Origin of the sequence: Microcystis wesenbergii NRERC-220 (assembly GCF_032027425.1) — a bacterium.
GTDB classification, from domain to species: Bacteria; Cyanobacteriota; Cyanobacteriia; order Cyanobacteriales; family Microcystaceae; genus Microcystis; species Microcystis wesenbergii_A.
Genome location: NZ_JAVSJA010000001.1, coordinates 2920971 through 2947622 on the forward strand (window position 1 = coordinate 2920971; position 26652 = coordinate 2947622).

Annotated in this window: 19 protein-coding genes and 2 pseudogenes; 5 read left to right on the forward strand and 16 right to left on the reverse strand. The window is 40.3% G+C overall.

Features of this window, described 5'->3' with window-relative positions; all coding sequences use genetic code 11:
* Nucleotides 1-6: 6 nt before the first annotated feature.
* The gene (locus RAM70_RS14510) at nucleotides 7-690 is read right to left on the reverse strand and encodes a Uma2 family endonuclease (RefSeq protein WP_312674339.1); all 684 of its coding nucleotides are present in this window, start codon (nucleotides 688-690) and stop codon (nucleotides 7-9) included.
* A 351-nt stretch (nucleotides 691-1041) separates the two neighbouring features.
* Here RAM70_RS14510 and RAM70_RS14515 point away from each other — a divergent pair, with 351 nt between their 5' ends.
* Nucleotides 1042-1545: a hydrogenase maturation protease gene (locus RAM70_RS14515; protein ID WP_045356839.1), complete on the forward strand. Its 504-nt coding sequence runs from the start codon at nucleotides 1042-1044 to the stop codon at nucleotides 1543-1545.
* Here RAM70_RS14515 and RAM70_RS14520 read toward each other — a convergent pair.
* From RAM70_RS14520 to RAM70_RS14530, 3 genes are all read right to left on the reverse strand, one after another.
* Nucleotides 1472-3154, reverse strand: coding sequence for a mechanosensitive ion channel family protein (locus tag RAM70_RS14520; RefSeq protein ID WP_312674340.1), 1683 nt, complete (start codon nucleotides 3152-3154; stop codon nucleotides 1472-1474). The genes RAM70_RS14515 and RAM70_RS14520 overlap by 74 nt on opposite strands.
* Before the next feature lie 3 nt (nucleotides 3155-3157).
* On the reverse strand, nucleotides 3158-4255 hold the full coding sequence (locus RAM70_RS14525) for a saccharopine dehydrogenase family protein (RefSeq protein ID WP_312675934.1): 1098 nt from the start codon (nucleotides 4253-4255) through the stop codon (nucleotides 3158-3160).
* Between the two features lie 89 nt (nucleotides 4256-4344).
* On the reverse strand, nucleotides 4345-5787 hold the full coding sequence (locus RAM70_RS14530) for a sensor histidine kinase (protein ID WP_312675936.1): 1443 nt from the start codon (nucleotides 5785-5787) through the stop codon (nucleotides 4345-4347).
* 618 nt (nucleotides 5788-6405) lie between these two features.
* Here RAM70_RS14530 and RAM70_RS14535 point away from each other — a divergent pair.
* The 3 genes from RAM70_RS14535 (at nucleotide 6406) to groL (ending at nucleotide 11174) form a co-directional block, all read left to right on the forward strand.
* Nucleotides 6406-7944: a glycoside hydrolase family protein gene (locus tag RAM70_RS14535; protein ID WP_312674341.1), complete on the forward strand. Its 1539-nt coding sequence runs from the start codon at nucleotides 6406-6408 to the stop codon at nucleotides 7942-7944.
* A 232-nt stretch (nucleotides 7945-8176) separates the two neighbouring features.
* Nucleotides 8177-8812 carry an SH3 domain-containing protein gene (locus RAM70_RS14540; protein ID WP_312674342.1) on the forward strand — a complete coding sequence of 212 codons (636 nt, stop codon included), beginning with the start codon at nucleotides 8177-8179 and terminating at the stop codon, nucleotides 8810-8812.
* A gap of 679 nt (nucleotides 8813-9491) precedes the next feature.
* Nucleotides 9492-11174 carry a chaperonin GroEL gene (groL, locus tag RAM70_RS14545; RefSeq protein WP_002784220.1) on the forward strand — a complete coding sequence of 561 codons (1683 nt, stop codon included), beginning with the start codon at nucleotides 9492-9494 and terminating at the stop codon, nucleotides 11172-11174.
* 167 nt (nucleotides 11175-11341) lie between these two features.
* On the opposite strand, the gene RAM70_RS14550 is transcribed toward groL, so the two are convergent.
* The 8 genes from RAM70_RS14550 to RAM70_RS14585 form a co-directional block, all read right to left on the reverse strand.
* Nucleotides 11342-12391 carry a DNA-methyltransferase gene (locus RAM70_RS14550; RefSeq protein ID WP_045356852.1) on the reverse strand — a complete coding sequence of 350 codons (1050 nt, stop codon included), beginning with the start codon at nucleotides 12389-12391 and terminating at the stop codon, nucleotides 11342-11344.
* A 236-nt stretch (nucleotides 12392-12627) separates the two neighbouring features.
* Nucleotides 12628-13638, reverse strand: coding sequence for a tryptophan--tRNA ligase (gene trpS, locus RAM70_RS14555; protein ID WP_045356853.1), 1011 nt, complete (start codon nucleotides 13636-13638; stop codon nucleotides 12628-12630).
* Nucleotides 13639-13699: 61 nt separating this feature from the next.
* The gene (locus tag RAM70_RS14560) at nucleotides 13700-15013 is read right to left on the reverse strand and encodes a dolichyl-phosphate-mannose--protein mannosyltransferase (RefSeq protein WP_288001066.1); all 1314 of its coding nucleotides are present in this window, start codon (nucleotides 15011-15013) and stop codon (nucleotides 13700-13702) included.
* Nucleotides 15014-15029: 16 nt separating this feature from the next.
* Nucleotides 15030-15656, reverse strand: coding sequence for a Uma2 family endonuclease (locus tag RAM70_RS14565; RefSeq protein ID WP_190380544.1), 627 nt, complete (start codon nucleotides 15654-15656; stop codon nucleotides 15030-15032).
* A gap of 34 nt (nucleotides 15657-15690) precedes the next feature.
* Nucleotides 15691-17739 carry a DNA phosphorothioation-associated putative methyltransferase gene (locus tag RAM70_RS14570; protein ID WP_312674343.1) on the reverse strand — a complete coding sequence of 683 codons (2049 nt, stop codon included), beginning with the start codon at nucleotides 17737-17739 and terminating at the stop codon, nucleotides 15691-15693.
* 43 nt (nucleotides 17740-17782) lie between these two features.
* A complete protein-coding gene (locus RAM70_RS14575; RefSeq protein ID WP_312674344.1) occupies nucleotides 17783-18562 on the reverse strand; it encodes a photosystem II electron transport protein, Sll1252 family in 780 nt (259 codons plus the stop codon).
* 71 nt (nucleotides 18563-18633) lie between these two features.
* The gene (locus tag RAM70_RS14580; protein ID WP_004158154.1) at nucleotides 18634-19143 is read right to left on the reverse strand and encodes a hypothetical protein; all 510 of its coding nucleotides are present in this window, start codon (nucleotides 19141-19143) and stop codon (nucleotides 18634-18636) included.
* 208 nt (nucleotides 19144-19351) lie between these two features.
* Nucleotides 19352-20824: an NADH-quinone oxidoreductase subunit M gene (locus tag RAM70_RS14585; RefSeq protein ID WP_045356880.1), complete on the reverse strand. Its 1473-nt coding sequence runs from the start codon at nucleotides 20822-20824 to the stop codon at nucleotides 19352-19354.
* A gap of 94 nt (nucleotides 20825-20918) precedes the next feature.
* Between RAM70_RS14585 and RAM70_RS14590 the strand changes: the two genes are divergently transcribed.
* Nucleotides 20919-21293 (forward strand): GNAT family N-acetyltransferase, encoded by a 375-nt coding sequence (locus RAM70_RS14590; protein WP_045356968.1) that lies wholly within the window; start codon nucleotides 20919-20921, stop codon nucleotides 21291-21293.
* A 25-nt stretch (nucleotides 21294-21318) separates the two neighbouring features.
* Here the strand turns inward: RAM70_RS14590 and RAM70_RS14595 are convergent.
* The 4 genes and pseudogenes from RAM70_RS14595 to RAM70_RS14610 all read right to left on the reverse strand — a co-directional run.
* Nucleotides 21319-22658 (reverse strand): annotated as a pseudogene (locus tag RAM70_RS14595) (2-succinylbenzoate--CoA ligase); the annotation flags it as partial.
* On the reverse strand, nucleotides 22634-23599 hold the full coding sequence (locus RAM70_RS14600) for an o-succinylbenzoate synthase (protein ID WP_312674345.1): 966 nt from the start codon (nucleotides 23597-23599) through the stop codon (nucleotides 22634-22636). The gene RAM70_RS14600 and the pseudogene RAM70_RS14595, both read right to left, overlap by 25 nt.
* A 565-nt stretch (nucleotides 23600-24164) precedes the next feature.
* Nucleotides 24165-24515, reverse strand: a pseudogene (locus RAM70_RS14605) (helix-turn-helix domain-containing protein); the annotation flags it as partial.
* A 558-nt stretch (nucleotides 24516-25073) separates the two neighbouring features.
* Nucleotides 25074-26501, reverse strand: a complete 1428-nt coding sequence (locus RAM70_RS14610; protein WP_312674346.1) for a glycosyltransferase family 2 protein — start codon at nucleotides 26499-26501, stop codon at nucleotides 25074-25076.
* Between the last annotated feature and the right edge of the window lie 151 nt (nucleotides 26502-26652).

Consider the following 26652-nt stretch of genomic DNA (forward strand, 5'->3'; position numbering starts at 1 on the left):
TCTGGGTTATTGATTAGCCAAAGTTTGACAAAAATCTTGGTGTTCTTGACTAACTATTCCTTGCTTTAACACCTCCAAAACTTCGGCTAAATTACCCGATAATAAAGCATTTTTATCTAGCCATAATCCAGGGAAAACTTGAGAGCAAAGGATGTTATTTTGAGTTGATTCTAGGGGCAAATATTCCCCATCAGTTAACCGAAACCAATCCAATTGAACATCATAAACTCGCCAGATAATATACTCTTGTACTCCATGGTGACGATAAACTTTGAGTTTTTCGTGTAAATCGTAGGAAGCGGTAGAAGCGGCAATTTCCACGATTAATTCCGGTGCGCCTTCTACATAATCATCTTCACTAATGCTTGATTGTCCACCGGTTTCTATTCTTAATAAAGCATCTGGTTGTGGTTGATTATCCCCATCAAGTCGCACAGTAGTATTATCCAGTGTTTCTACCCCCGGTGTCGCCACTTCGTAGGCAGTTAACCAACCGATAATATTAGCGTGGGGTTTACCGTGGTTTTTGGCTCTCACTGCGGCTGCCATATAAACAACTCCTGCGATTAATTCAGCTTTTTTTAGCTCTGTCATTGCTTGATAACGGCGCTCGAATTCGGGACGAGTTAATCTATCACCATTTTCGAGAGGGGGAATAATATTAGAGGAAACTATGTTAGTCGATAGCATAATTTTTGGCTCATCAAGAAACTACTATCAAGGCTTAAGTTTTCTTAGCAGACTCAGTTAATTTATCGATTAGGTTAAGCTGTGCATCGAGAGCATCGAAGATATCCTATACTTATTTTACAGCGTTTCTCGTTAAGATGAAGTAAGCTGCCCGCGCATTTAAATTGCTTGTTGAGACGAGGCAAGAGGCACTCTTGCAAGAGGCAACAGTAAAGGGATTGGGGGAGATTCGGCTAATCTTAAGAATAAGCGCTTTAAATGCGTCTTAGCTTATAACCTAATTTGGTATCGACCACCGACTCCCCAAAAAGGAAAACTTTGCACCTCATCATTAAGATAAATGCTATAACCATGAATAATTTTAAAATACTGCTCATCGGTTACGGTAATACTTTAAGAAATGATGACGGAGTGGGAGTGAGAATAGCCGAAATTATCGCCGAGGAGAATTGGCCTCATCTGCAAGTCATCGCTACCCATCAATTGACTCCTGAGTTAGCGGCCGATATGGCTGATGCTTCCCTAGTTATTTTTGTTGATGCGGTATTATCTAATCAAACCGATATCCGGATAGAAAAATTAGCGGCAGTTACGGAATGGAATAATTTCGGTCATGCAGAAAGTCCCGCTTCTTTATTAGCATTAACTCAAGCAATTTATCAACAAACTCCCAGGGCCTGGGGAATATTTATTCCTGCTATTAACTGTGAATTTGGTGAAGAATTATCAACAATAACTCAAAAGGGCTTGACAAAAGCGATTAAAGCTATTAGGAAAATTATTACTTCTGAGGATTTGACTGAATACCAAAAGCCGGACTTTGATAATCTTCCGGCAGATAATTTTCAGGAATAGTGCTGTGATTGCCATCCCGGAGAGCCTTGTAGTGAGGAGACATAATTTCGATACCGACTTCGTTACATTTATCCTGAATATTTTGATGTAATTCAGAATAAATATACACCATTTTGCTAGGATGATCGGTGTAGGCATTTAGCTGATAGCTGACATAAAAATCATCGAGACTGGTTTGCAAGACAAAAGGAGCAGGTTCTGAGACAATAAATTTAGTGGCTAAGGCTGCTTCTTTCAGGGTTGCGTGAACCTTACGCCAAGGTAAATCATAACCGAGAGTGACTGTGGTTTGCAAAATTAAAGGCTGTTTGAATTCCCTTTGAGAGACACTAAAGTTAATCACATTGGTGTTTAACAGCGATGAATTAGGAATCGTGATAATTCTATTAGCTGGTGTGCGAATACGGGTGACTAATAATCCTTTTTCAATCACATCTCCAATAACATCACCAATAGAAATTTTATCTCCTAGTTGAAAAGAGCGGGTATAGATGAGGATAATTCCTCCTACCACGTTAGCGATAGCAGAGGTGGAACCCAAGGAAAATAGCACCCCTAAAAATACCGACACCCCCTGAAAAGCCGGAGAATTAAATCCGGGTAGATAGGGAAAAGCGATGACTATAGCTAAGGCAATTATCAGCAGTGACAGTAAATTATAGGTTGGTTTTGCCCAATCGGGATAGAAACCATTAATTACTAAATTTTCTCTTTCCAATCCAGTGAAAAATGGTTTAATTGCTCTCAACAGATAGTGAGTTATAAAAACAATTATCAGTATAATAAAAATATTGGGTAAATATTTTGCTATCTCTTGGGAAATAACTTCCAAAGCACTAAAAAAGTATTGTAGAAAACCATCACCAAATTTTCTAGTCCAGGGAAAAAGACGAAGGACAAAAGTTAAATAAAAATAGAGAATAGTTAAAATAATCAGAGTGCGGATAAATTGCAAAACTCTTAGGGAAAAAATTCCTATTGTCTGGGAACTAATAATCTCAAAATTTTGGAATACGACCCCAGGAACTAGGGAGGTGATTAATCTCTGAATCTGGGGAAAAACCCGCGAAGATATAAAAATTATTACCCAGAAAATTAAGACCGTGGCCAAGGTAGCACTTACCGTCAAAACTGCATCTTTGAAGAGGTTATCTGGTTGACGTTCTTGACGATAACGGACAATGGCTGCTTTCATCTTTGCCAAAGCTCGTTCGGCCAATACTTCTTGACTGACCGCGTGTAATTTGGCATCTCTAGAAGTAATAGTAGCAATAACCGTATCTCCCAAAATAATCGAAGGGTTTTTGTCTTCAGGATCGATTTTTATAGTTAAATCTTCAGGAGAAAGAGCATCGTCATCGGCAATTTTTTCAATTCTATCTGTAATCGATTTCGCTCTTTCTTGCGCTGAAAAAGAACCTATTCCTTGCCGAATCGTAAAAAGTTCTTGATTATCAAGCATGACGGGAAAAACTTCTCCCAAAGTTTCCAGGGGTGTTTCCTGTCCTTGTTTAGCAGGATTATTCTGGGCTGCTATCATGAAGATGGGGGATAAAGTCAGTAACAAAACTAAACAAAACAGCCCTAAGTAACGCCAGATTTTTTTCATCTTCTAAGCCACAATTGCACAGGAGCGATCGAGTTTAATACCTCTTTTTTTCATCGTAGCATGGAATAGTTCTGTGGATAACACCTGTTCCACCGGATAAATCCCGGCTTTTTGGAGTTTTGCCGCTAAGATTAATTCTGCCACGCTGCCAGTTCCCCAACCCGCTGCTTGGGCAGTGTTTTCGTGAAGCATAGTTGCTTGATAAACTGCTTTTTGCTGCCCTTGCCATCCGGCGACTTTTGCCAACATTGCCACCCCAATTCCCGAAAATTTATCGGTTACTTCTGTCATGCGATAACTAACTTGGGAAAAAAACTCGATTCCCCGAGAACTTTCTACCCAAGCATCAGGAAAAATATGGGCAGTAATCCAAGTTAAATGATTATAAAAATCGGGAATAGAACCAAATTTTGTGATCACATTTTGCACTTGAAAAGATTCAGCAAAAGTATAGGTTTCTGGCATATCAAACCAATAAACACCAGTTTTACCCAAAGGAGCGGGAAAGTCAATTACTTCTCTAGCAGTATAGGGTTTAATCTCTTGCCATTGTCCCTCAATCCAAGCTAAAAAAGGCTTTTTTAAGCCGAGAAAAGTAGTCCGCATCACAGTTAATCCCGCACCTCCTGAACCGGCTACGGCATAATTTAAACGGATCGTTTCTACCCTATCTAACTGTTCGACTCCCTCCCGCACTATACTATTAGAAATACCGGGGAAAATTCCCGTATTAACCACGGCAGTTATTCCCGCTTTTATCGCTAATTCTCGATAGGGGATTAACTTTTGATAAAAAGAACGATGATCACTAACATCAATATAATTGACTTTTTCTTCGATGCAAATTTTTACTACCCTGCCATCGCGATAGTGAAAGGGACCGGCACAATGAATGACTAAATCACTATTTTTAATTGCCTGTCTAAGCTTGTCTATTTCTTCTAAATCCAAAGCCAAAAACTGCATTCTTGGCAGTAATTTAATGGCTTTTTCCTTGCGTCCTGTGATAATAATTTTAGCTGCAGTATGATTAATAATATCTAGGGCGACACTTTGACCAATGCGACCAGTGCCACCTAAAATTAAAACAGTTTTTTCCATGGCAACTATCAATAATATTTGCCCTAGTATAGCATCCTCTTGGCAATTTTGGCTATTTTCCAAGATGAAAATTTTAGCATAATCCCAACTTATTTAATGCGTCCGAGGGGCAAGAAAATGGTTAAAATCTCACCTTCTTCGGGTTTTTCACGCACAATAAATTTACCTCCCAAAGCTTGAAAAAGGTTTTTAGTCACCTTCATATTCAGGCTTAAACTACCCGTTTCTGGTTGAAACATTAAGACTTTTCCTAAATCTTTGAAAGTAAGATTAGGCGATTTTACCTGAGTTTGGAACTGCATTTTTAATTGATTTCCTGCCGTTGATATATGTACTTGTAACAGACCACCACTAGCCATACTGCGAGTACATTTTTCCACGACTCCATTTAACATTTGATCCAATAAATTCGGGTCGCTAATTACCGAAGGCAATTTTTTCGGTACATTAACTTCTAAATTGACATTGCGCCGTTTAGCTTGTTTTTGCCACCGGGGAATACTATCTTGAAAGACTTTTTCTAGAGCAATTGGAATTAATTGAATCGGTTTATCTACCAGAGGATTAATACCCAATTCTGCGGCTCGGAAAATTAATTCCATGCGCTGAATTTGTTCACTACATTCTAAATCGATTGTTTCTAAATATTTCTGCACATCTTCCGTTACTTTTGCCCGTTTTAACAATAATCGGGTAATGGTGCGAATGGTGGTTAAAGGGGTGCGAATTTCGTGGGTTAAGGCGCGCAATAACTCCAAATCACAACCCGATTCTAAATTAGAATTATCTTCCTCTGGGGGAGTGATTTCGGCATTGATAGGCGATTTCGTTTTTTTCAGGTCTAAGTTAGACTGGTCGGGTAAATTTTGCAGTAATTGGCGACTAAATTGGCTAACTAGACGATAATCCGGCGAGGGACTGCCATTAGCCTCGATAATTGCCTCTAAAGTCCCGATTTGCGGATAACGCAGATTAACTAATCGTTGCCGCAACTGCTGCCAAGCTTGCTGAGTGAGGACGGGATCAAAGGAAAATTGAAAAGAGGACAAACCCCACTGATCCTCGCCTAAAACCAGCAAAAGAGCGAAACTTTCGCTAAAAACCAGACAAAACCTTTCATTAGCAATCGGATCCGTTGGCAAGAGAGGCAATTCATGAATCTCCGTCGGGGAAACATCGGCGGCGGATTTTTCCTGAGAAGGCAATTGCAAACCCGGCCATTGTAAATGTTTTAAAGCTTTAACGGTGAAAACACCAAATTCAAAACCCGTTAAAGCCTTGCTTTCTCTAACTAAAGCCGTCGGACCGGAGAGAATTAAACCCCGACCGGCGGCAGCATGATTTTGGTTTTGTAATAAGATATTTTCTAAAGCGGCGATCGCTGCGAACCACTCACTTTCCGCTTTCAGTTGCGAGCGCTTGAGCCATTCCGATAAATTAGGATAAAAAGCATTGGGGGTGAAAGTTTCCCGGTCCTGATGGTCAGTCGGCGGGAAAATATCGCTTAATTTCGGTAAAGACCCCTTTAACATCGTCTTCATCACTGACTAGATACAAATTCCTTACCTAGAATATTACCCCTGTTAATGCTCATTCCATAACGGTAAAACCGAACTCTATTGGCAGTGATATCCGCGTTTTGATGGTAGTTATCTTAATGGTGAGGTACAAAGTTTTCGCTTTGGGGAGTCGGTCGTCGATACCAGGTTAGGTTATACTTCATCTTGATCAGAAAGGCTGTCAATCGGCTTCGCACTTTGTAATATAGGTTAGTCCAGTTGATCACCTATGCCGGTTGTGGGGTTCGTGTCTCAATTCAACCTCGATAAGTCTGATATTTAATTACACTTCCCCACCTATGTATTTTTTTGTTACATTTAAGTATTTTTTTTGCTTATCTATAGTTATCATTGAATAACTTAAAAGTGTTACCCAATTATTTCCCTAACTAACCAATCTTTGATCCCAAACCCTTTTGCCTTGACATTACGTCAATGGGAGGAACCATCGGCCCTTGGTTTGCCTGTTTAAGTGCTGCTTTCAAGCTAGGTAAACAGTTGATTAGTGGTAACTGTCCAGCAATAGTTGGGGTCGGTTATTGACTATATTTTGCCGTGAGCAAATTCTGAGAATTAAGAGGAAAATTAAATATGGAAATTTCGCAAATCTGTCTTGACTTAATTAAAAAATGGGAAGGATTTCGTGCCAATGCTTACTTAGATCCAGTGGGAATACCTACTATTGGTTATGGAACGATTCGTTATCCCAATGGGCAACCTGTGGAGTTAGGAGATATTGTCACCGAAGCAGAAGCGGAGGACTTATTAAAATTAGAAGCTGACGATTTTGCTGAGTTAGTTACCAAAAAAGTAACAGTAGGACTCAATCAGAATCAATTCGATGCTCTAGTTTCTTTTTGCTACAACGTCGGTGGTGGGGCGTTTCAAGGAAGTACCCTACTGAAAAAACTTAATAGTGGTGATTTTACTGGAGCGGCAGAACAATTTTTAGTTTGGAATAAAGCAACACAAAACGGAGTGAAAATTGTTTTAGAAGGTTTAACTAATCGTCGCCGTGAGGAAAAGGCTTTATTTGAAAAATCTGGAAGTGAAGGAAAACCTTTAGACAAGCCTGAACCCTCCTTACAAGCTCAAGTTGATTGGTTAGAGGGCTATCGAGACAGAAATAATGATGATACGATTATTGTGGCTCGAAAAGGCTCTGATGTTATAGAAATTTTGACTGTAGAAAGCCCAGATAAAGAGGACTTAATTACCGTCATACGTCAATATCCTAATGCTAAAAATTTCCTCATTGCCCCCCAGGAAAAACAAGTACCTGCGGGGGAAAGAATCTTAATTCAAAAAAGGGAATTTGCGACAATCACAAAAGTTGATGCTCCTCCCTCATTGGATAATCAACTTTTAATAATTGGAATGGGAGCAGACGAAGATACTCCCGCCAGTTTAAAGCAAGATATTGAGGAATTGCAGTTACGTTTGCGAGATTTGGGCTACTATCAAGGGGAAATTGACGGCAACTTTGGTTCAGGAACGGATCAAGCTGTTAAAGCTTTCCAAGCCAAATTTTTTGGAGCTAATGAAGCAGATGGCAAAGTCGGCCCCCTGACTTGGAAAAAACTGTGGGAAGGAAATCCAGTTCCTGTAACTCCTCCTGTCGGCGTATCCAGTCCGGGTAAAAATTATCTTAAATTAACCAAAACCAACAAAAAAGATGAATTTGGTTGTTTCATTTTAAAAATGGAATACTTTAAAGATGGACAACTGAAAGACAGTCTTAATGTCTGTTCTGGTACGCCATCGAGACAGATTTTTAAGACGGCTACCGCTAGTGTACCTAAATCATTTGAGCCGCTACCAGAAGGGTTATGGCGAATTGAGAATATTAAATGGGCAGGGGGTCCTGCACACAAAGATGATTACTCTGGAAAATTTGTATTTCCTGATCCTGGAGTTGGTCCAGTGTCAACGCCTTTAACTTATCAAAAGCCCAATTCAACCCGTAGAAGTGCTATTGAAATTCACATCGACTGGAATCGCCGCAAGAAGTCTCCTGGTACCGCAGGATGTGTGGGAATTTATACGATTGGCGATTATCAACGTTTTGTTCGTTGGCTTCGGGAAACTGACCCACGAGACTGGGAGCATCTCATTTATGCAAGTGAGTAATTATACTTGTCCCTAAAACTGGTTTCTAGCAAGGCTTTCAAAATATCTTGACATAAAACCTGATTTAGGGGTTACAAAGGTGAGATGCTCCCACGAGACTTTTTTGTGGATTGGGGTTTAGGAACTTGTCCCAAACCCTAGCCTATCTTTAATAAGGGGCAATTGAATTGTTTAATGATGATTCAATTGTCTCTAGTAATTATTGGTACATTGAAAACTTTTCTAACCATAAATGTTAGGCACAATTACCATTTTTTCCTTATCTTTATTGCTAACAGGTAACTCAATTGTTAGCGCAGAATCTTGTCAAAAATTTTTTGTTACCGCCCGCGATGGTTATGTGAATATCCGTTCCTATCCTCAAATACAAGGAAATAACGTTATTGCCACTTTACCTAGCGGCAGTTCTGTACAATTAAGTGAGCGTTATCAAAAATGGCTGAAAATTAAATTACCTCTTGCCGGTTGGTTAGCTGGTAGTCAAATTTCTCGAATTTCTTGTGATCAAGGTCGTGATTTACTTATAGAATTGGGACTGCCGACTATAATTAAACTTGGAAAAAAAGCAGCAATTGGCTATCAAAAAGATGCAGAAACTTTGGTTAAAATGTCTCCGTATATAGATGGAATAGTTGAAGAAAATTATGCCCGAGTTATTGTACAATGGGCTAATCAAAATCCGAAATTTTTAGTTGCCATTCTCGATCGTCAAAGTCCAACTATTCGCCGAGCAGTTTTATCTTCTCTCGATTTTGGATTAGGTACTAACACAAATGAGCGTCAAAACTTGGAAAAATTTATGCAAAATATTTCTCCAAAAAGTTTAACTTACGTTGATTGGTATAGGCGTAATCCTGTTTATCCTTAGTAGCAAATACAAGATCAATATTATTCTTTTAATTCATTAAGGAGGCTCTTACTTGAAAACTAAGTAGTCATCAGAATATCAATTATAACTGTCATAAAAACTATTTTAGTTGCCTGTGGAGCTTCCCTTGAAGTGAACAAGAAGATGGCAGTTATAGCGTTTTTCAGTCTGCTGAGGTACAAAAGTTATGGGTTTTAGGCAAAAGGCAAGAGGCAAAAGGCAAAGGGGAAGAAAAACAGGTGTACCTCACTAGCTTAGGAAACGCTATATTCGGTTAAATATCGTTAGTATCGACAATAAAAAATGCGACATTAACTGTGGAATTAGATTATTAATATAGTTTAAAATTATCAAAAAATCTAACAAATTAGGAGAAGAAAAAGTTAAAAATATCGAAACCAAGAGTCAGGAACATCCGAGTTAAAAAAAATTCAAGTTCAAGCGATCGCCATTCCGATTAACCCGATTTCGGGTTAATCGGAGTTATCCTTTTTTTGTCAAACTAGAAGGCTCTCTTGGTCTTTTTTTATTTTTTTAACTCAATTCAGTCTGCCGTGGGGACATAACATCGTTATCTCCTCAACATCGTTATCCCCTCAATGACCGCGGCCGCATCTTAGCACTCAAGCCCTAAGAGTGCTAAATTAACTATAAGGAGTCCTATCACAACAGCGATACCATGTCCAAAATCATTGCCTTTAAAGATGAATCCCGTCGCGCCCTAGAAAGAGGTGTCAACGCCTTGGCCGATGCGGTAAAAATCACCCTCGGTCCGAAAGGACGCAATGTCTTGTTAGAAAAGAAATACGGCGCCCCCCAGATCGTTAATGACGGCATCACCGTGGCCAAAGAAATCGAATTGTCCGATCCCCTCGAAAACACCGGGGCGAGATTAATTCAGGAAGTAGCGGCAAAAACCAAAGATTTAGCGGGAGATGGCACCACCACCGCCACCATCATCGCCCAGGCTTTAATTAAAGAAGGTCTGAAAAACGTTACCGCCGGGGCCAATCCCGTCGCTTTAAGACGCGGACTAGACAAAACCATCGCCTATCTGGTGGAAGAAATCGCCGCCGTCGCTAAACCGATCGCTGGAGATGCGATCGCTCAAGTGGCCACCGTTTCTTCTGGCAACGATGAAGAAGTGGGACAAATGATCGCCACCGCCATGGAAAAAGTCACCACCGATGGCGTAATCACCGTGGAAGAATCGAAATCCCTAACCACCGAATTAGAAGTAGTGGAAGGGATGCAGATTGATCGCGGTTATATCTCTCCCTATTTCATCACCGATCAAGAAAGACAGATCGTCGAGTACGACAACCCCCTGATCCTGATTACGGATAAAAAAATCAGTGCGATCGCTGAATTAGTCCCCGTCCTCGAAGCCGTTGCCCGTCAAGGTCGTCCCCTATTAATTATCGCCGAAGATGTGGACGGCGAAGCCTTAGCCACTCTAGTGGTCAACAAGGCCCGGGGAGTCTTAAATGTCGTCGCTATCAAAGCCCCCAGTTTTGGGGAACGTCGCAAGGCGGTTTTACAAGATATCGCCATCCTCACCGGCGGTCGTCTGATTTCCGAAGAAGTGGGCTTGAGTCTTGACACGGTTAGCCTCGATCTGCTAGGGCAAGCGGCAAAAATCACCCTAGAAAAAGACAATACAATTATTGTCGCCTCCGGGGACAGCCGCAATAAAGCCGATGTGCAGAAACGTCTCGCCCAACTGAAAAAACAGTTAGAAGAAACCGATTCTGAATTCGATAAGGAAAAATTACAGGAACGCATCGCTAAATTAGCCGGCGGTGTGGCCGTCATTAAAGTCGGGGCAGCCACAGAAACCGAACTCAAGGATCGCAAACTCCGCATCGAAGATGCCCTCAATGCCACCAAAGCCGCCGTGGAAGAAGGTATCGTCCCGGGCGGTGGTACAACCTTGATTCATCTGGCTTCTAAGGTGAAGGCTTTCAAAGCTTCTTTGACTAACGATGAGGAAAAAGTCGCCGCCGATATCGTCGCCAAAGCCCTAGAAGCCCCCCTGCGTCAGTTAGCCAACAACGCCGGTGTGGAAGGCGATGTGATCGTGGAAGGTGTGCGCGAGACCGCTTTTAGCGTCGGTTACAATGTCCTCACCGGCAAGTACGAAGACTTAATCGCCGCTGGAATTATCGATCCGGCTAAAGTGGTGCGGTCAGCCGTTCAAAACGCCGCTTCCATCGCCGGTATGGTCCTAACGACCGAAGCCCTCGTGGTCGAAAAACCCGTTAAAGAAGCCGCAGCCCCCGATATGGGCGGCATGGGCGGCATGGGTGGCATGGGTGGCATGGGCGGCATGGGCGGCATGGGTGGCATGGGTATGATGTAATTCCTGATGCCGTCTGGCCTCTCAAAATAATCTCATTCAATTGAGCCAATCTGTCCCTTTTCTCGTTATCATCGGCATTAGGGGCAGGTTTTTTTTCCTCAACCACAGAGATCGCCTTTTTCCTCTGATGTAGAAAATTATAAATTGCTCCAATTGTCTGGAAAAATCTAGAATAATGATCCTTGAATATGAGTATTGCTTCTTTCTTTTTTAAATCTTTTAAATCTCTCTGCAGCTATCTCGCAATAGTCTTGTCGAATTTCAAAACCCACAAAAATTCTTCCTAATCCCAAGGCCGCTATTCCTGTAGAACAAGAACCAGCAAAGGGATCAAGAATTATTTCTACGGGATTAGATGAAGCTTGTATAATTCTCTCGACAATTGCTAAAGGAAATTGTGCAGGATGTCCAGTTCTTTCCTTAGAACTGCGCTTTTCTCCTGTAGTGACTTTAGGAACTTCCCACACATCAGAAGGATTTTTACCGAGGGGATTACAACGATATTTACCATTTTTCTTTTGATTGGGATACTTAACGTTAGGGTCACGAATATTATCTAAGTTAAAAGTATATTCTTGGCAATTTTTGAGATAAAAAAGCCATTTTTCATTGCGAGGACTAAGACGATTTTTTGTAGAAACACCTGCCCCATATTTCCAGACAATTTCTTGTAAAAGATAAAAGGGAGACTTATCCCAAAGAAGATAGGGAATCGGAACACATAATCCCTTTTCTGGTACTTCTAAATAACCGACATTTAGCCACAAAGCACCGTTATCTTGAGTAATCTGATAAATTTGCCGCAGCCAATTAGCACACCAATCAACATAGTCATTGATTGAAAGAACTCGTTCATATTCTTTGCCAATATTATAAGGTGGTGATGTAACAGTGAGGTCAATTTTTATGTCACTATGAGATAGTTTAGACAAAAAGTCTATGGCATCTCCTTGATAAAGAATAAAGCCGTTGTCTGAGTAAAAAGGTTGACCAAGATGACTAACCAGAATTTCTTGAAGAAAATTAAATTTGTTGGCTCTATCTTTTTCTAACTCTGGAGAAAATGGCTGTAGTAAGGAGGAAGGGGCAATCTGAGTTGATTGATGATCAACAATTGCCTCTGCTAGATAAGAGTTTTGTTCCTTATTGGCAATTGGACGAGACTCATCTTCCCTAGACGATAGTTTTTTTTGTTTCCCCTGGTACTCTACAACCATAATCTCAAAGGACAGGTAAGTATTTTGATAGTTTCAATTATGCCCTTATTTTACCAAAATATCACTGGAGTTGTGCTTAATTTAATAACTTTTGTAATCATTCTCCTTCCCTTACCCTGGATGGGGGGGGTAGAACCCCACCAAGAGTCAAAGATTGACTGATAAAGCAGCGAGTTTTCCTTGAAAAATCTCAACTGAGTAGATTGATAATTATGAGATGCACCCGAAAATTATCCCTAAAATGGTGGTAAATAACCCATGGCATTTTTGACTCGATCGAGAGTTTGATTGGCCACCGCTGCTGCTTTGAGACGACCTTGCCGCAAAACTGTGGCTAAATAATCTTTATCCTCTCTAATTTGAGCGTATTTTTCCTGAATAGGTTTCAGAGATTCTATGGTAACTTCTGTTAACATCGGTTTAAATTGTCCCCAACCTAAATCGGCACATTCTCCCGCGACCACCTCTTTACTTTTTGCCGATAAAATACTATATAGAGTTAGTAAATTATGGCATTCGGGACGTTCTGGATCATCGAAAGTTAAACCCTTAACTAGATCGGTTTTACAGCGTTTAATTTTCTTAGCAATGACATCGGGACTATCGAGAATATTAATCCGACTCATCTCGGAAGGATCGGATTTAGACATTTTATTCCGGCCATCGGTTAAACTCATCACCCGCGCTCCTTCCTTGCGGATCATCGGATCGGGAAGTTTTAAAATTGGTTGTTTCGGTTGTCCAAAAAGATGATTAATTCTAACGGCTATATCGCGGGTTAATTCTAAATGTTGTTTTTGATCTTCTCCCACGGGTACTTTATCGGCATCGTAGAGTAGGATATCGGCGGCCATCAGTACGGGATAATCGAGTAAACCTGTGCCAACATTTTCCCCCTGTTTAATCGCTTTTTCTTTAAATTGAATCATGTCGGTTAACCAATTTAAAGGGGTGATACAATTCAATAACCAAGTTAATTCCGTATGGGCCTTAACGTGGGATTGGACAAAGATAGTCGCATATTCTAAATCAATTCCGCAGGCTAAATATAAAGCGGCAATTGCTAAAGTATCCTCCGCAAGAGTGGCGGGATTATGGGGAACAGTGATCGCGTGTAAATCGACCACACAAAAGAAATTATCGTAGTCTTTTTGTCCCTCCACCCAATTGCGGATCGCACCGAGATAATTGCCTAAATGTAAATTGCCGGTTGGCTGCACACCAGATAAGATTCTTTGTTTACCCATAACTCCTGCGATCGCTTTTTATCATGATTTCATTGTATCAGTTTTTGCGGGTAATTTCATCCTAAATCCAATTGGGAAAAATCATTCTCAGATAATAATCCCGCACTGACAGGGGAATGCCTAAATAAATTGGTAGCCAATAGATAAAAGCAAAAATTATCAAAATTATCAGCGAGCGCGAGCCATTTTTATAAATAGGACTGGAACTTTCTAAACCATCGGCTAAGAGCCAAGCTAGGGCAATCCAAGTGAAGCTATAGGCAGCCATATAATGATAGAGAAAGGTACAGCGACTAATTTTTAACCAGGGCAGCAGATTGGCAATATAGTTACAGATAAGATAGGCGGAAATTAATCGCTCTTTTCGGTTAAATAATCGACTAAAAACCACTAGAATTGCTCCCGTAGAAAGCCACCACAAAAACGGATTACCCATAGCGTGAACATCATAAATTTTATCACCTACTCTCTCAAAATAATAAGCCACTGGTCGCCCCATTACTAACCAACTATACCAGGGAGAACAATAGGGATGAACATCAGCTTGATTGCCCTTTATTCTCTGATGAAATGACCAAATTTCCTGATGTACTTGCCAAAAATTATATTGATGGTTGACGAGAAGATGCGGTATCCACAGTAAACTATAGGTAACTAGGGGAAAGACAATTAAAGCGATAAAAATGTCCTCTAATCTCAGGTTAGTTGCCTTTGTCCAAAGATGATCTTTTGACTGCTCTTGCTTCAATAATTTTATTAACCAAGCAATACCGATAAAAATAAATATTCCCAGTAAAAATCCTAAGCCATTCCATTTAATATTTGCCGCTAAACCGAAACAAACCCCCGATAATAATAGCCAATTGAGTTTCTGATTTTTCTGGAGTGCTAATAAAAAAAATAATTGTCCAGACAAACCGAATAAAATTAAGTAAATATTATTGAGAGCATAGCGGGATTCCACCAGAAATAATCCGTCTAAACTGGCGAGCAAAGTTGTGATTAAAAATACATTTTTTCTCTGGGTTAATTGATAAGCAATTGCGCCAATAATTAGGGGAATAAAAGAACCAGTCAAAGCATTTAACCAGCGATAACTAAAAGTTGAGCGCAGGGAACCTGTTAAATTATTAATGGTTTCAGGATCGGCAGGAAAATGGGAACCAATCCAGATACCAATAGCAATTAAATATTGACTTAACGGTGGGTGAGACTGGAAAAAATCTTTACCGATGAGATATTCATTGCCGTATTTAGCATAATAAACTTCATCGAAAACAAGAGTATTAAATTGACTGAGATTCCAGAATCTTATCGCCAGAGAAAATAAAAATATTGCTAGGATAGATAGGTTAAATTTTACTTGATAATTCATGGAAAAATAATAGTTATTATAACTGGGAATTTTCTGTTAAACGCAAGCGAAATTCTTTGACGGCAAGACGGGGATTAGGATGGTTGACGTATTCGGCTAATAATTCTAAATTTAAATCTGGTAATAAAGCACTTTTAGGGATTAAAATATATTCGCCATTCTCTTGCAAAGAATAGATTTTTAACTGATTATCTTGCCAAAACCAAACCTCTTGAGTTCCCAATCTTTTATAAACTTCTAAAACTTTCAGGCTGCCACTGGTTAAGATTATTTCGATCGCCAAATCAGGAAACTCTTTTTCTGTAAATAAACAAAAACATTTGTCAGGTTCTTTCCCAGCTTCTTTTTCCTGTTTTCGCAACGTGGTGGAACCTAATCCCCAGAAATCAATTTCAGCATATTCTAAATAAGCTTCCACTAATCTACCGATATCTTCTTTGCTAACTTCATGACGACGACTAGGAGCCATAATTTCTACCATTCCATCTAAGTAAGTAATGCGATAACTGGAACTATCTTCTAAATGTTTTAAGAGGGTTTCGTACTGTTGCCAATTAACCCCAGAAATTAACATTCTTTGTTCAGGATCATTAGCTTTTAACTCGAAACCTTCTAATCCTTGTAACCGAATCGTAGTCATCATAAAATTAATTACCTCGTCTATTTTACTTAATTACTCAGGAAGACTTATTTTGATTTCTTCTGGCGTTAATTTTAGCGCGTAAAACCCTAACTTTATAGGGATCAGCATCTTTTCGCCACAGAATCTGATAGCCTTTGATTGTAGCACAATGATCCTCTAAACATTTTTGCCAACCCTGTAAACGTTCGATCGCTTTTCTATCTTCTAACAATCCCCAATCCTTTTCTAATTTAGTTAAGCGAAGCAATTTATCATAGTTGGGATAATCCGCCGTTACTAAAAGCTCTTTTTCGTGTAGAATTGGCGGATTAGGACTATCACGATAATCGCGAAAACTAAAATCAGCCGAACCTAAATATACATCCATGCTAGTAGCTAAAATCGGATGGATTTCTGTATCAAAATCGGGATAATAGAGATAGGAAATTTTGGGTTGACGAAAAGATAAACGAATAACATTAGCATTTTCTAACCGTCCGATAGTTTGACTAGCACAACCTTCATATAAGCGTAATAACATCGGTAATTTTTCCAGAATGCTAATATGAATAGTTAGGGAATAACGGGAAAGTTTGCCTAAAGAACTATTTTCACAAGTACGAGCGATCGCTGGCAGATTTCCCGCACTTATTAATACTTCTTCTGCTAAAGCGCAAGCATTGCGATAACTGCCAAATAAAGCTTTAAAATCGGCACGGGTAGCGGGGGATAATTCTCGTACTTTTGGACATTGGCTAAATTGACTTAAAGCTAAATAAAGTAAAAGATCGGCGCGTCTTTTATCAGCAATTATCTCCCATTCTTCCGCTTCTGTTACTTGTAAAATCACTTGAAAAGCGCGTCTAAAAGTGCCAAATTCTGCCTTAATTTCTTCCTCTTGTAATAATTCTCCTGCGACGGGTAAACGTCCCTGCTGGGTGTAAAATTCCATCAGGGGAGTTAATAAATCTTCGTAATCTTCAAAGCGTTTGAGATGGGTTTTAATTTTAGGAGTGGTAGCGCGGGAAAGACATCTCGATAAACGAAAAGCTTCCGCTTTTTCTTCCTCTCGAAAAACTAGATAAACTCCCAAAGTTATCGGAATAGAATCAACTCCTAAACTGCTATCAATATACTGTTTTAGTTCTTCCTGTTGATAGTATTTTTGAAAGGTATTGCGACGGGTTATAATTCCATCTTCATAAGCCATTAAACCCCGTTCGCTATCATCAATTAAAATCTGTGCCGAAACGATTAAAACTTGACGGGTTAATTGCCAAGCTTTTAATAAAGCTTCCTGCCGTTCTTCGGCGGATTCAATAACATTAATTACATAGCCTAAATTAACAATATCAGATTCAATTAAAGGACTATCGGGACGATAATAAGGATCCCAACCTTCACTTTGATAACCCTGTTCAGCTATGCGTTCTATATCACCTCCATAACCACAACCGTAATCAAAAAAAGTGGTTTCCGGAAGGAATAATCCCGCCGCTAATGCTAATCTTGTCGGACGAGAAAGGGTTTTGCGAACAAGAGCGGCTTTGTGGCGATCAATTATTATCGATTTTTCCTTTTGTCCCTCTAGATTACAAACTAAATAATCTCCTGCAAAATCAAGGTGATGCTTTCTTAAAAGCCGTTGCCATTCCTGTTTAGTACCGATGGGATAAGAACTGTTTAAAAGTCCTAAAGCACTCTCGATTTTTGTGAGATGCTCGAATTCTTGATAAAGAGGATAGTCCCTAGTAACAAAAGTTTCTTTTCGGTGTAAAATGGGCGGATTATCAGCATTTTGATAATTCCATTCACTTAAGATTAATGTCCCCATATCTACCACTAAACTTTTAGTTAAAACTGGGTGAGGTTCCCGATCAAAATCGGGATAAAAAAGATAGGATATTTTCGGTTTATCGGTGCTAAATTTAATTATTGTTGCCTCAGATAAATGCTGATTAATTCTTGCTTGTTGTTCGTAATTCTGGAGAATAGGATCCAGTTGCTGTAATGCTTCTCGATGAACATAAAGCGCCCCCGGTAATAGTTTACCGATGGGACTAACTTGACACAGTTGCACGATTACGGCGAAATTCTCAGCCATGGCAATTAATCTGTCTAATAACAAATCCTAGAGACAGAAAAAACTAAATAAATCTAGTTAAATGAACCCGATAGCGCTCTTTTTTGGTCACAGTAACCTCACCCACTTCTAGACGACCTTTTCCCCGAAAAGAAATCAAATCACCGGTTTTAACGTTATAACTAGATTGACTGATATCTTTCCAGTTAACTCGCACATCCCCAGCGCTAATTGCCTCGGTCATTTTACTGCGAGAAATGCCAAAACCCGCCGATGCGATCGCATCTAAACGTAGGGAAGCTTCCACAGTATTAATTTCTTTTTTTTGCGGTGGTCTAACTTTTAATTCCGTCAAAGGAATCGGGCTAGTTTTCACGGGAACTGAACGCACTTGTCGCAAATTAGCAGATAAAAAATCTGCCAATTCAGGCACTACAATCGCCTGCGCTCCTCGCTCACCTAAAACGATTATATCGCCCACTTTTTCCCGAACGATCCCCGTCCCCAACATCGCCCCTAAAAAATCCCGGTGGTTAGCGGTATCAAAAAGAAAATTACCGGCAATATCAAGGGCAGATAGGGGAATATCTGTCACTGCCAAAGGTAGATCAACTCTAGCAATACCGAGGCGCTGTCTTTCTGCTTGGGGATAACCGCCCGATTTTTGCATTGACACATCGGTTAAACGCTGAAAAACCCGTTCTACTTCTGCCAAAACCGCAGGAGAAAGAAAGTCTGTCACCGTCACTTCCCAAGTCTTGATCGCTTGTTCGGCTTTATCAATAACTTTCGCTATCTCCTCGCGGTTCTCGACACCCTTTAGTAATTCTTCTCTTGGTAACATTGTTTTCTGGTAATTAATCAAAAATTCTTAGGAAAAAATCAGATGACCGATAACTTATTCCTAATAACCGTTCACCGTTCTAGGGCGTATCCTTGCAGATTTTCGGGGTTAAATTGACGGAGGATAAGAGTCGCTTGATTTTTTAGGTTTTCTGAACCCTGCACGATAATAATATATTTTCCAGCACCGAGACGATTGCGATAGGGAAGTGCATCGCCACTGCCGGACGACAAACCCACGCCACCACCGACGAAAATACTGCCCATCGCCCCCCCAATCGCCCCGGCAATGCCGCCAACAATATGATTGCCCGGTTCTCCGGCCCAATCAAAGGTATGCAATCCCGTAATCAGGTTAAAAAGGTAGCCACCGGCAAAACCGAAGGGAATTAGCCAAAAAGCCATGAGAGTAGCCCGTTTTTTGGCTTGTTGGAAGGGATCGATCAAACCGAACTCATCGGCACTTTTATAGCCGCGACCGAGAATGGTCACTTGAGATTGGGGAATTCCCGCTTTTTCCAGGGCAACGGCAGCTTCTTCTGCTTGTATGCGATCAGCTAACACGGCAATGAGATAATTCATATTCTCCAACTTTTCAGGCTATCTTTATCTCCCATTGTAAGGATTTTGGGTACGCAAAAGCCGATCGATCGAGAAAATATTAAAGGGGAGGCGTTAGTCAATGGTTAATTCAGTTTTAGCTGTTGCTGAATCAAGGTATGAATGCCAACTGTGCATCCTATCCAAAAGTTAGTTTGGGTCTAGGTTTTAAAAATTCCGAAAAAGGTTTCTATGATTGCTTTTGACTGATTGCCGTCCCGGTTAATAACATTGATGCTTGGTTTTCACTCCAGTGAATCATCCAACTCGGTTGTAATCCCAAAACAATAATAAATAAAGCCAAAGCAATTTCGGGAAATCTTTCGGGCCAGGTACTGCGAGGAATGCGCGATAATTCGGGGGTTAAACGACCAAAGAAAACCCGATTAATCATCAGGAGAAAATATACTGCGGTTAAACCACTAGCGACCAAACATAGGAGGGTTTGTATCGGGAAAATCGGGAAACTGCCACGAAAGACCAAAAATTCGGCGATAAATCCTACCATTCCGGGAATGCCGGCGCTGGCCATAGCCGCTAAAATCATTAACATTCCCGTGATTGGTAAACCTCTTTCTGGATTTAATAAACCGCGTAAATAATTCACATCCCGACTGCCGGTTTTTTTATACACTACTCCCACCAACAAAAATAACAAAGCGGAAATTAAACCGTGACTAATCATCTGCAAAATTGCCGCGGTGATGCTTAATCTGGTGGTGGCCGCCGCCGCTAGTAAAATATAGGCCATGTGGGAAATGGAAGAATAGGCCACTACTTTTTTCATATCCTTTTGGGCAATAGCGCAACTGGCCCCGTAGAGGGCGCTGATAGCTGCTATCGTTGCTAACCAAGGGGCGATAGTCACCCAAGCGTCGAGAAATAAACCGACTCCAAAGCGCAGCAGTCCATAGGTTCCTAATTTGAGTAATATTCCCGCTAAAAGCACAGAAACGGGGGTAGATGCTTCGACGTGGGCATCCGGTAGCCAAGTATGAAAGGGAAAAATCGGGATTTTGATGGCTAATCCGATGAGAAGGGGGATGAGGAGCAGTAATTGGGTTTTAACGTCTAAATTATTCGATAAAAGGGGATTATAGGCGAAATTATTAGCACCGGTTAGCCAAACTAAGCCGAGGAAAGAGATTAGCACTAGAAAGCCTGAAATTGCCGTGTATAATAAAAATTTCATGCCCGCGTAGCCGCGTCTTTGCCCCCCCCAAATAGCAATGAGAAAGTAAAGCGGGACGATTTCTAATTCGTAAAATAGGAAAAATAGCAGTAAATCCTGCGCTAGAAAGGCCCCCGCTACTCCGGCATTGAGTAACAGGAGCAGGGAATAGTAAAATCTCGGTCGGTTAACCTCTGTCCCACTAGCATAAAGAGCAATTATTGTCAAGATGCTGTTAAGAAAAAGTAACGAAAATGATAAGCCATCGACCCCGAGGGCATAATTGAAACCGAGGAAATTAATCCAAGGCAGGTTAACCGTGAACTGCATTTGCGGGTTCCTAGGGTCAAATTGCCAGCCAAGAAGAATATTAAGCAGTAAGAGAACGACAGCAAGAGTTAGAGCTAATCCTCGCACTTTTTTCGCCTCTAGAGGCGTGTAGGCAATCAGTATCGCCCCTATAATCGGTAGCCAAATAAAAGCGTTGAGCATTCTTTACTTTAATGGGGATGATAAACTTAATATTATTGCCTAAGCGGTCAATCTTTAGCAAGATAGCTATCAACTTTTAACATTTATTAATAAAATGAGCCAGAGATTACCATTACCAGAAATTCGTCGGGAAAAAAACAGCGATTTTGCTGCCATATACCGAGTAAATTCCTTGGCTTTTGGCCGGGAAAATGAAGCCAATTTAGTCAATGCTTTCAGAAATAATGTCCCTGTCTTTTCTTTTGTTGCTGTAAAAGAAGAAAAAGTTATCGGTCATATTCTCTATAGTCCAGTGTCTTTAGAGTCGGAAGATAAACCTAATTTAAATCTGCTGGGATTAGCACCCCTAGCCATTTTACCCGATTATCAAAGCAAGGGCATCGGTTCTCTTTTAACTCAATATAGTCTAAGGGAATGTGCCGCTAGAGGAATTGATGCAGTGGTGGTTTTAGGAAACCCGCATTTTTAACAGGAGCGCAAGGTTTGGTTAAGTATCGTCGAGAGTTTGACTCGGTGTCAAAAAAGTTTCAGCTAATTTAATTAAAGTGGTTCGATTAATCTTACCCTGAAGACTTTTTGGTATCTCTGGTAATTTTATCCAATGTTTCGGCAGTTTATAATTGACTAATTTATCTTTAATCTGGGATTGAATAATTTTCTGGCTTATCTGAGAGTTAACGGGTACATAAAAAGCGACAATTACCTGTACCCATCGAGAATCTGGCAATCCTAAAACCACCACATCTTTAACTAAATTAGTTTGTCTAATGGCAGTTTCTACCTCAAAAGGATAAACATTTTCTCCTCCAGTAATTATTTTTTGACTATCCCGACCAATGATATATAAATAACCACTTTCATCCAAATAACCTAAGTCATCTGTCTCGAAGTAGCTTGCTTGATTAAGATGGGGATAATAGCCTAAAAATAAAGATTTCGCTTCAATAATAATTTTCTGGTTATCGGGATTAATTTTTATCTGAGCATGGGGTAATACCTGTCCATTACTATTATTGCCTCGTCGAAAATCTTCTGGTTTAAGAGTGACAATTTGTGAGGCAGTTTCCGTCATTCCGTATGTGGGAGACAGAGAAATATTATATTCTCTAGCTTTTTCTAGTAAAGATGGCCATGCAGGGGAACCTCCTAGTAAAACTGTTTTAAAATTGGCTAACCATCGAGGATCATTTTCTAGAAAGAATTGTAATTGAGTGGGGACTAAGGAGATAAAATAATCTTGAAGATTGAGATTATTTACCCGCTTTTCTTTGATTTTATGGTAAGGAATAACAGCAAAATCTCCCCCCGTTAAAAAACTTCTGAGAAACTGCATTAAACCACTAACATGATATAAGGGCAGTAGGCAAAAAGAGTTAACCCGCTTGACTTGAAAATATTCAGAAAAACCTTTGACAGAAGCAGTTAAAGTTAACCAGTTATGGATAGCAAAGCGAATTTTTCCCGAGGTTCCTCCCGTGGGTATCATCAGAGAATTAGTCAAAGGATTAACAGGAGGAGAATTATAGTTAAAAACCTTGATATTTTCGCCAAAAATATAATCGGGTTGCATCAGAGAGAAAACCTGTTCCCATTCGTTAGTTTTCCAGTCAGGATTAGCTAAAAATAGGCAACTTTTTGACCTGACGGCAGCCAAGAATATCGCTAAGAATTTAATGGGATTGCCTTCGGCCAGCAGCATAGTTAATCGAGGATTATCTGCGGCGATAAATTGCTGAGAATAGGACTGATATAATTGATAAAATTTCTGGCTATTGTATCCATATAACCAATCTTTTTGACTGAGATATGCTAATTGTTTGCTGATGTCGTCCACAGTTTTTCTAACCAATCGGGGTCACTATTATTAAACCATTGTTGCACACCAAAACCTAAAGCTCGCTCCTTTCGGGGGTATTCTTGTGCTAGACGTAAAGCGGATTTTCTGCCGATATTAGTTTCTAAAACGGAGGAAAATACTAAATCTAAGGGATATTTTTTCCAGAGATTTCTTAACCCTTGTATTGAACCAGTAATAGCAGGTTTAATCACAAAAATTCCTCGCCATCCCCGTTGATAACATTCCTCTATTTGTCGAAGATTGGCCACCGATTCATCTAAGGCAATTCCTGTGGTAAAATCTTGACTTAATTGCAACATTTCTAACCATTGAGACGGGGGTAAAGGTTGTTCGATAAATTCAATTATTTTACATTCATCGGCAATTTTTAACCAGATTTTACTCTCAGCAATACTTAATCCCCCATTTGCATCTAAACGCAATTTAATTTTCCTGGGTAATCGGTCAATTAATTTTTCAAATAGTTTTAACTCTTGTGGGAGAGAATTGACCGCAATTTTCCATTTATAAGTATTAGTTTGATTAGCGGCTAAAATATCATCCAAACAGGGAAATACTGCCGCACCAGTGGGCAATAAATAACTATAGTTTTTCGGTTCTAATTCTCTCGATTGATTCTCTATATTTAAATCTTCTAAAGCTGATTCAAAGGCAAATTGACAAGCGGGAAATTGTTCGGGAATAGAAAAAATTGAAGTTATTGATAGGGGATTTTCGAGATTTTGACAGAATAATATTGCTGCCGATAATGTTTCTGAACCAAATTCAGGTAAAGGAGCAATTTCTCCCCATCCTATACGTCCATCTTCCGCTTCTAAGCGAATAATAATTCCTTCCCTAATTTGCCATAGTCCGTGATGGGTTTGTAGGGGACGCAGCAAAGGACGCTGATAAACACGAAATTGCCAGAAATACATGATTAACTATAAGTAGTAGTGAGAAATTAATTTTCTAGTTGAGATAGGAGACCTTTCAGTAATCAGTAAACAGTAAACAGTGAAAGGCTGCAGCTCAATTTTATAGAAATATCTATATCATATTTTGGGCTTGTAGGGAGGGTGCATCTCATTTTTGCACTCTCAAAAATTAATTATACAAGAACTCTATAGTAGGGTTGATTCATGAATCAACCCTACCCAAACCCCAGAGCGCATTAGTTTTTCGGTGGGATGCTTACAGGCAGCTGCTGATATATCTGTAATAATTTAAGGGTCACTGATAATTGCTGATTGTCGGTATTTCTGCAAATGTGAGATGCAGCCTGTGGGGACGAATTGCATTCACCCTCTTTTAATAACTGCTGCTGCTGATCATAATTGGGAGAAAGTACCGAGATGCACTCGATAAATATTGACTATATCGCCATATTTTGGCTTCTTTTTTGAGGTTTTGTTCTGCTAGACTCAATTGCTCAATACTTCATCGATGAGCAAATGGGAAACCATGTTACTTTTTCGCCAACTTTCTCGGACTCCTGTGGAATTTTTTGGGAAAACTTTGATTCAGTTTTTTGGTAATTCGCCCTAGGGTGGCTCTACTGACTTTAATCTGTGTCTTTTCATAGAGTAAGTTAGATAATTCTTGCAGGGTTGCATCCCTGTTAGCTTCGATGATTTCCACAAGAATTATTAATTGCTCACTATTTAACTTGGTTGGGGGACTGCCTCCCTGGGGACGAGGACGGATATCTCCAGTTTCTCGATATTGTTTCAATAACTTTTGAATAAAGCTTTTGGCCACATTAAATCTTTTGGCCAGTTCTCGAATAGAAATTTTTTCTTTTTCCCAGATATCGATAATTTTTTGGCGAAAATCTACTGAATAGGGTCTCATGTCTGCTCTGGCTCTCAATTATTTGTCTATTTGCCTTCTATTGTACCTCATGACTCCAATAATTGCCATATTTTCAATGGTAAGCTAAGACGCATTTAAAGCGCTTATTCTTAAGATTAGCCGAATCTCCCCCAATCCCTTTACTGTTGCCTCTTGCAAGAGTGCCTCTTGCCTCGTCTCAACAAGCAATTTAAATGCGCGGGCAGCTTAGCGATCAATCTTTGTGTCCTTTGTGTTTTTGTGGTTCGTTCCATTCGCTCCCCCGCAGGACTGTATCTTAGAATACATTCAAACCCAAGAGAGCCATCAGCTTTTTTCTCCCTACTCCCCCTAACCCCCAACCCCGATTTAGATAAAAAAAACTGGAGCGAGCGCTTTTCGCTACCCCAGTGCTGTCACGGAATTCAATTCTGTATCTAAATTAACACATTATTGGCAGCAAGCATGATTAAGGAAATTGGAAATTTTTCCAAGAGGGGCTTGTAAGGGCTGTAACCTTTACTAACAGGGGATTTCAAGCCTTATAAGGCCAAAGTTTTTTGAGTCTATCCTCGAAAATTAAACTTCGGCACTGAGATGTTCCCCCAGATGAACGGTTTTCACCCATTTTAAACGTTTAGGACGCAAAGCCATCCGCAGGCTGACACTGGGAATAATAATAAACCAGTGCATCATATAAATCATGCCGCGAATGGTTTGAGCAAGGATGTCTAAACCGAGAGCAAAAGTCAATTTTTTACCCGTATTGACTCGGATTAATCCTGTCACCATACCCCAGAGAGAAAGGGAAAGAGCCAAACCAGTTAAAGGAGTTAAAATCGGAGCTTGATGCTGGGTAATAGTGATTAAAAGATCGGGAATAGCGGCCGCAGGTAAGATATATTGAACGATCAAAAAAGCAATTAAATCAAACTTTTTCGGCCAAGGCATGGGAGACTTTAAAATTGCTTTCCAATAGTCGAGATAACGCTGAAAACCACCTTCGGCCCAGCGATTGCGCTGATGCCATAAAGCGATCGCAGTTGTCACCCCTTCTTCCGCTACTGCGGGAAAATTTAAGACATTAATTTTCCAATTATCGATATGGAGACGAATAGTTAAATCAAGATCGTCGGTGATCGTTTGTTCATTCCAACCCCCGCAACGATTTAAGGCACTACGACGGACAAATTGACCATTTCCGCGCAATTCTCCGATCCCTCCCACCGCGATCCGTTGCTGTTGAAAACAGCTATCAAAGATCATTTCTACCGCTTGTCCTTTTGTCCAGAAGTTTTCGGCGGCATTGGCGATCGCTTTTCGCACCTGTACCGCACCCACTTCTCGATCGTCGAACATCGGGACGACATGACGCAGTAAATCGGAGGATAATCCCGCATCGGCATCGAATACACCGATAATTTCCCCGTTAGTCAGGGATAAAACCTGATTCAAGGCGCCGGATTTGCCACCTCCGGCATTAGCAGCACGATGGAGAATTTGTAATTGGGGATATTCTAAAGCAAGGCGATCGAGAATTGCACCGGTGTTATCGGTACTATAGTCATCGACGATCCAAACTTCTAACTTATCTTGGGGATAGTCTAGATGACAGAGATAATTAACCAGTTTCGTGATTACGGTTTCTTCATTTTTGGCCGCTACTAAGAGGGACACCCTAGGTACAGAGGCTAAATCCTTATCCAGTAAGGGAATTGGCGGCGTTTCCGGTTTGGTGAACAGCAGCCGCAAAGCTTGCCCCGATAGTACGATAGTTAAGGCGATAATTGCCCAATAACCCCAACTAAGCCAATGAAGTCCGATAATTATTGTCCAGATCGCCATCAGGCTAAAAGCCGCTTTCTGTCTGCGTCCCGATCGGCCTTGAAAAATTTCGCTCCTAAATTCGTCCTCCTCGTCTTCGGGATCGGACCAGTCAGATAGGAGGGAACCAATCGGGTCTAATTCTTCGTTATCATCCTCTCGCGACCAATAATTTTCTGCCATAATCGACTCAGGTTAAGTAATTGTTCAAATAGAAGCTTATTTCTTGCTTTATCTTACCGAAAATTGTTAAAATTTTTAACAGAATCTTAAGTTTTTTCGGGAAAGAAACCCCAGTTTTTCAGGCTATTGGTTCCTTTTACCCGATAAATGC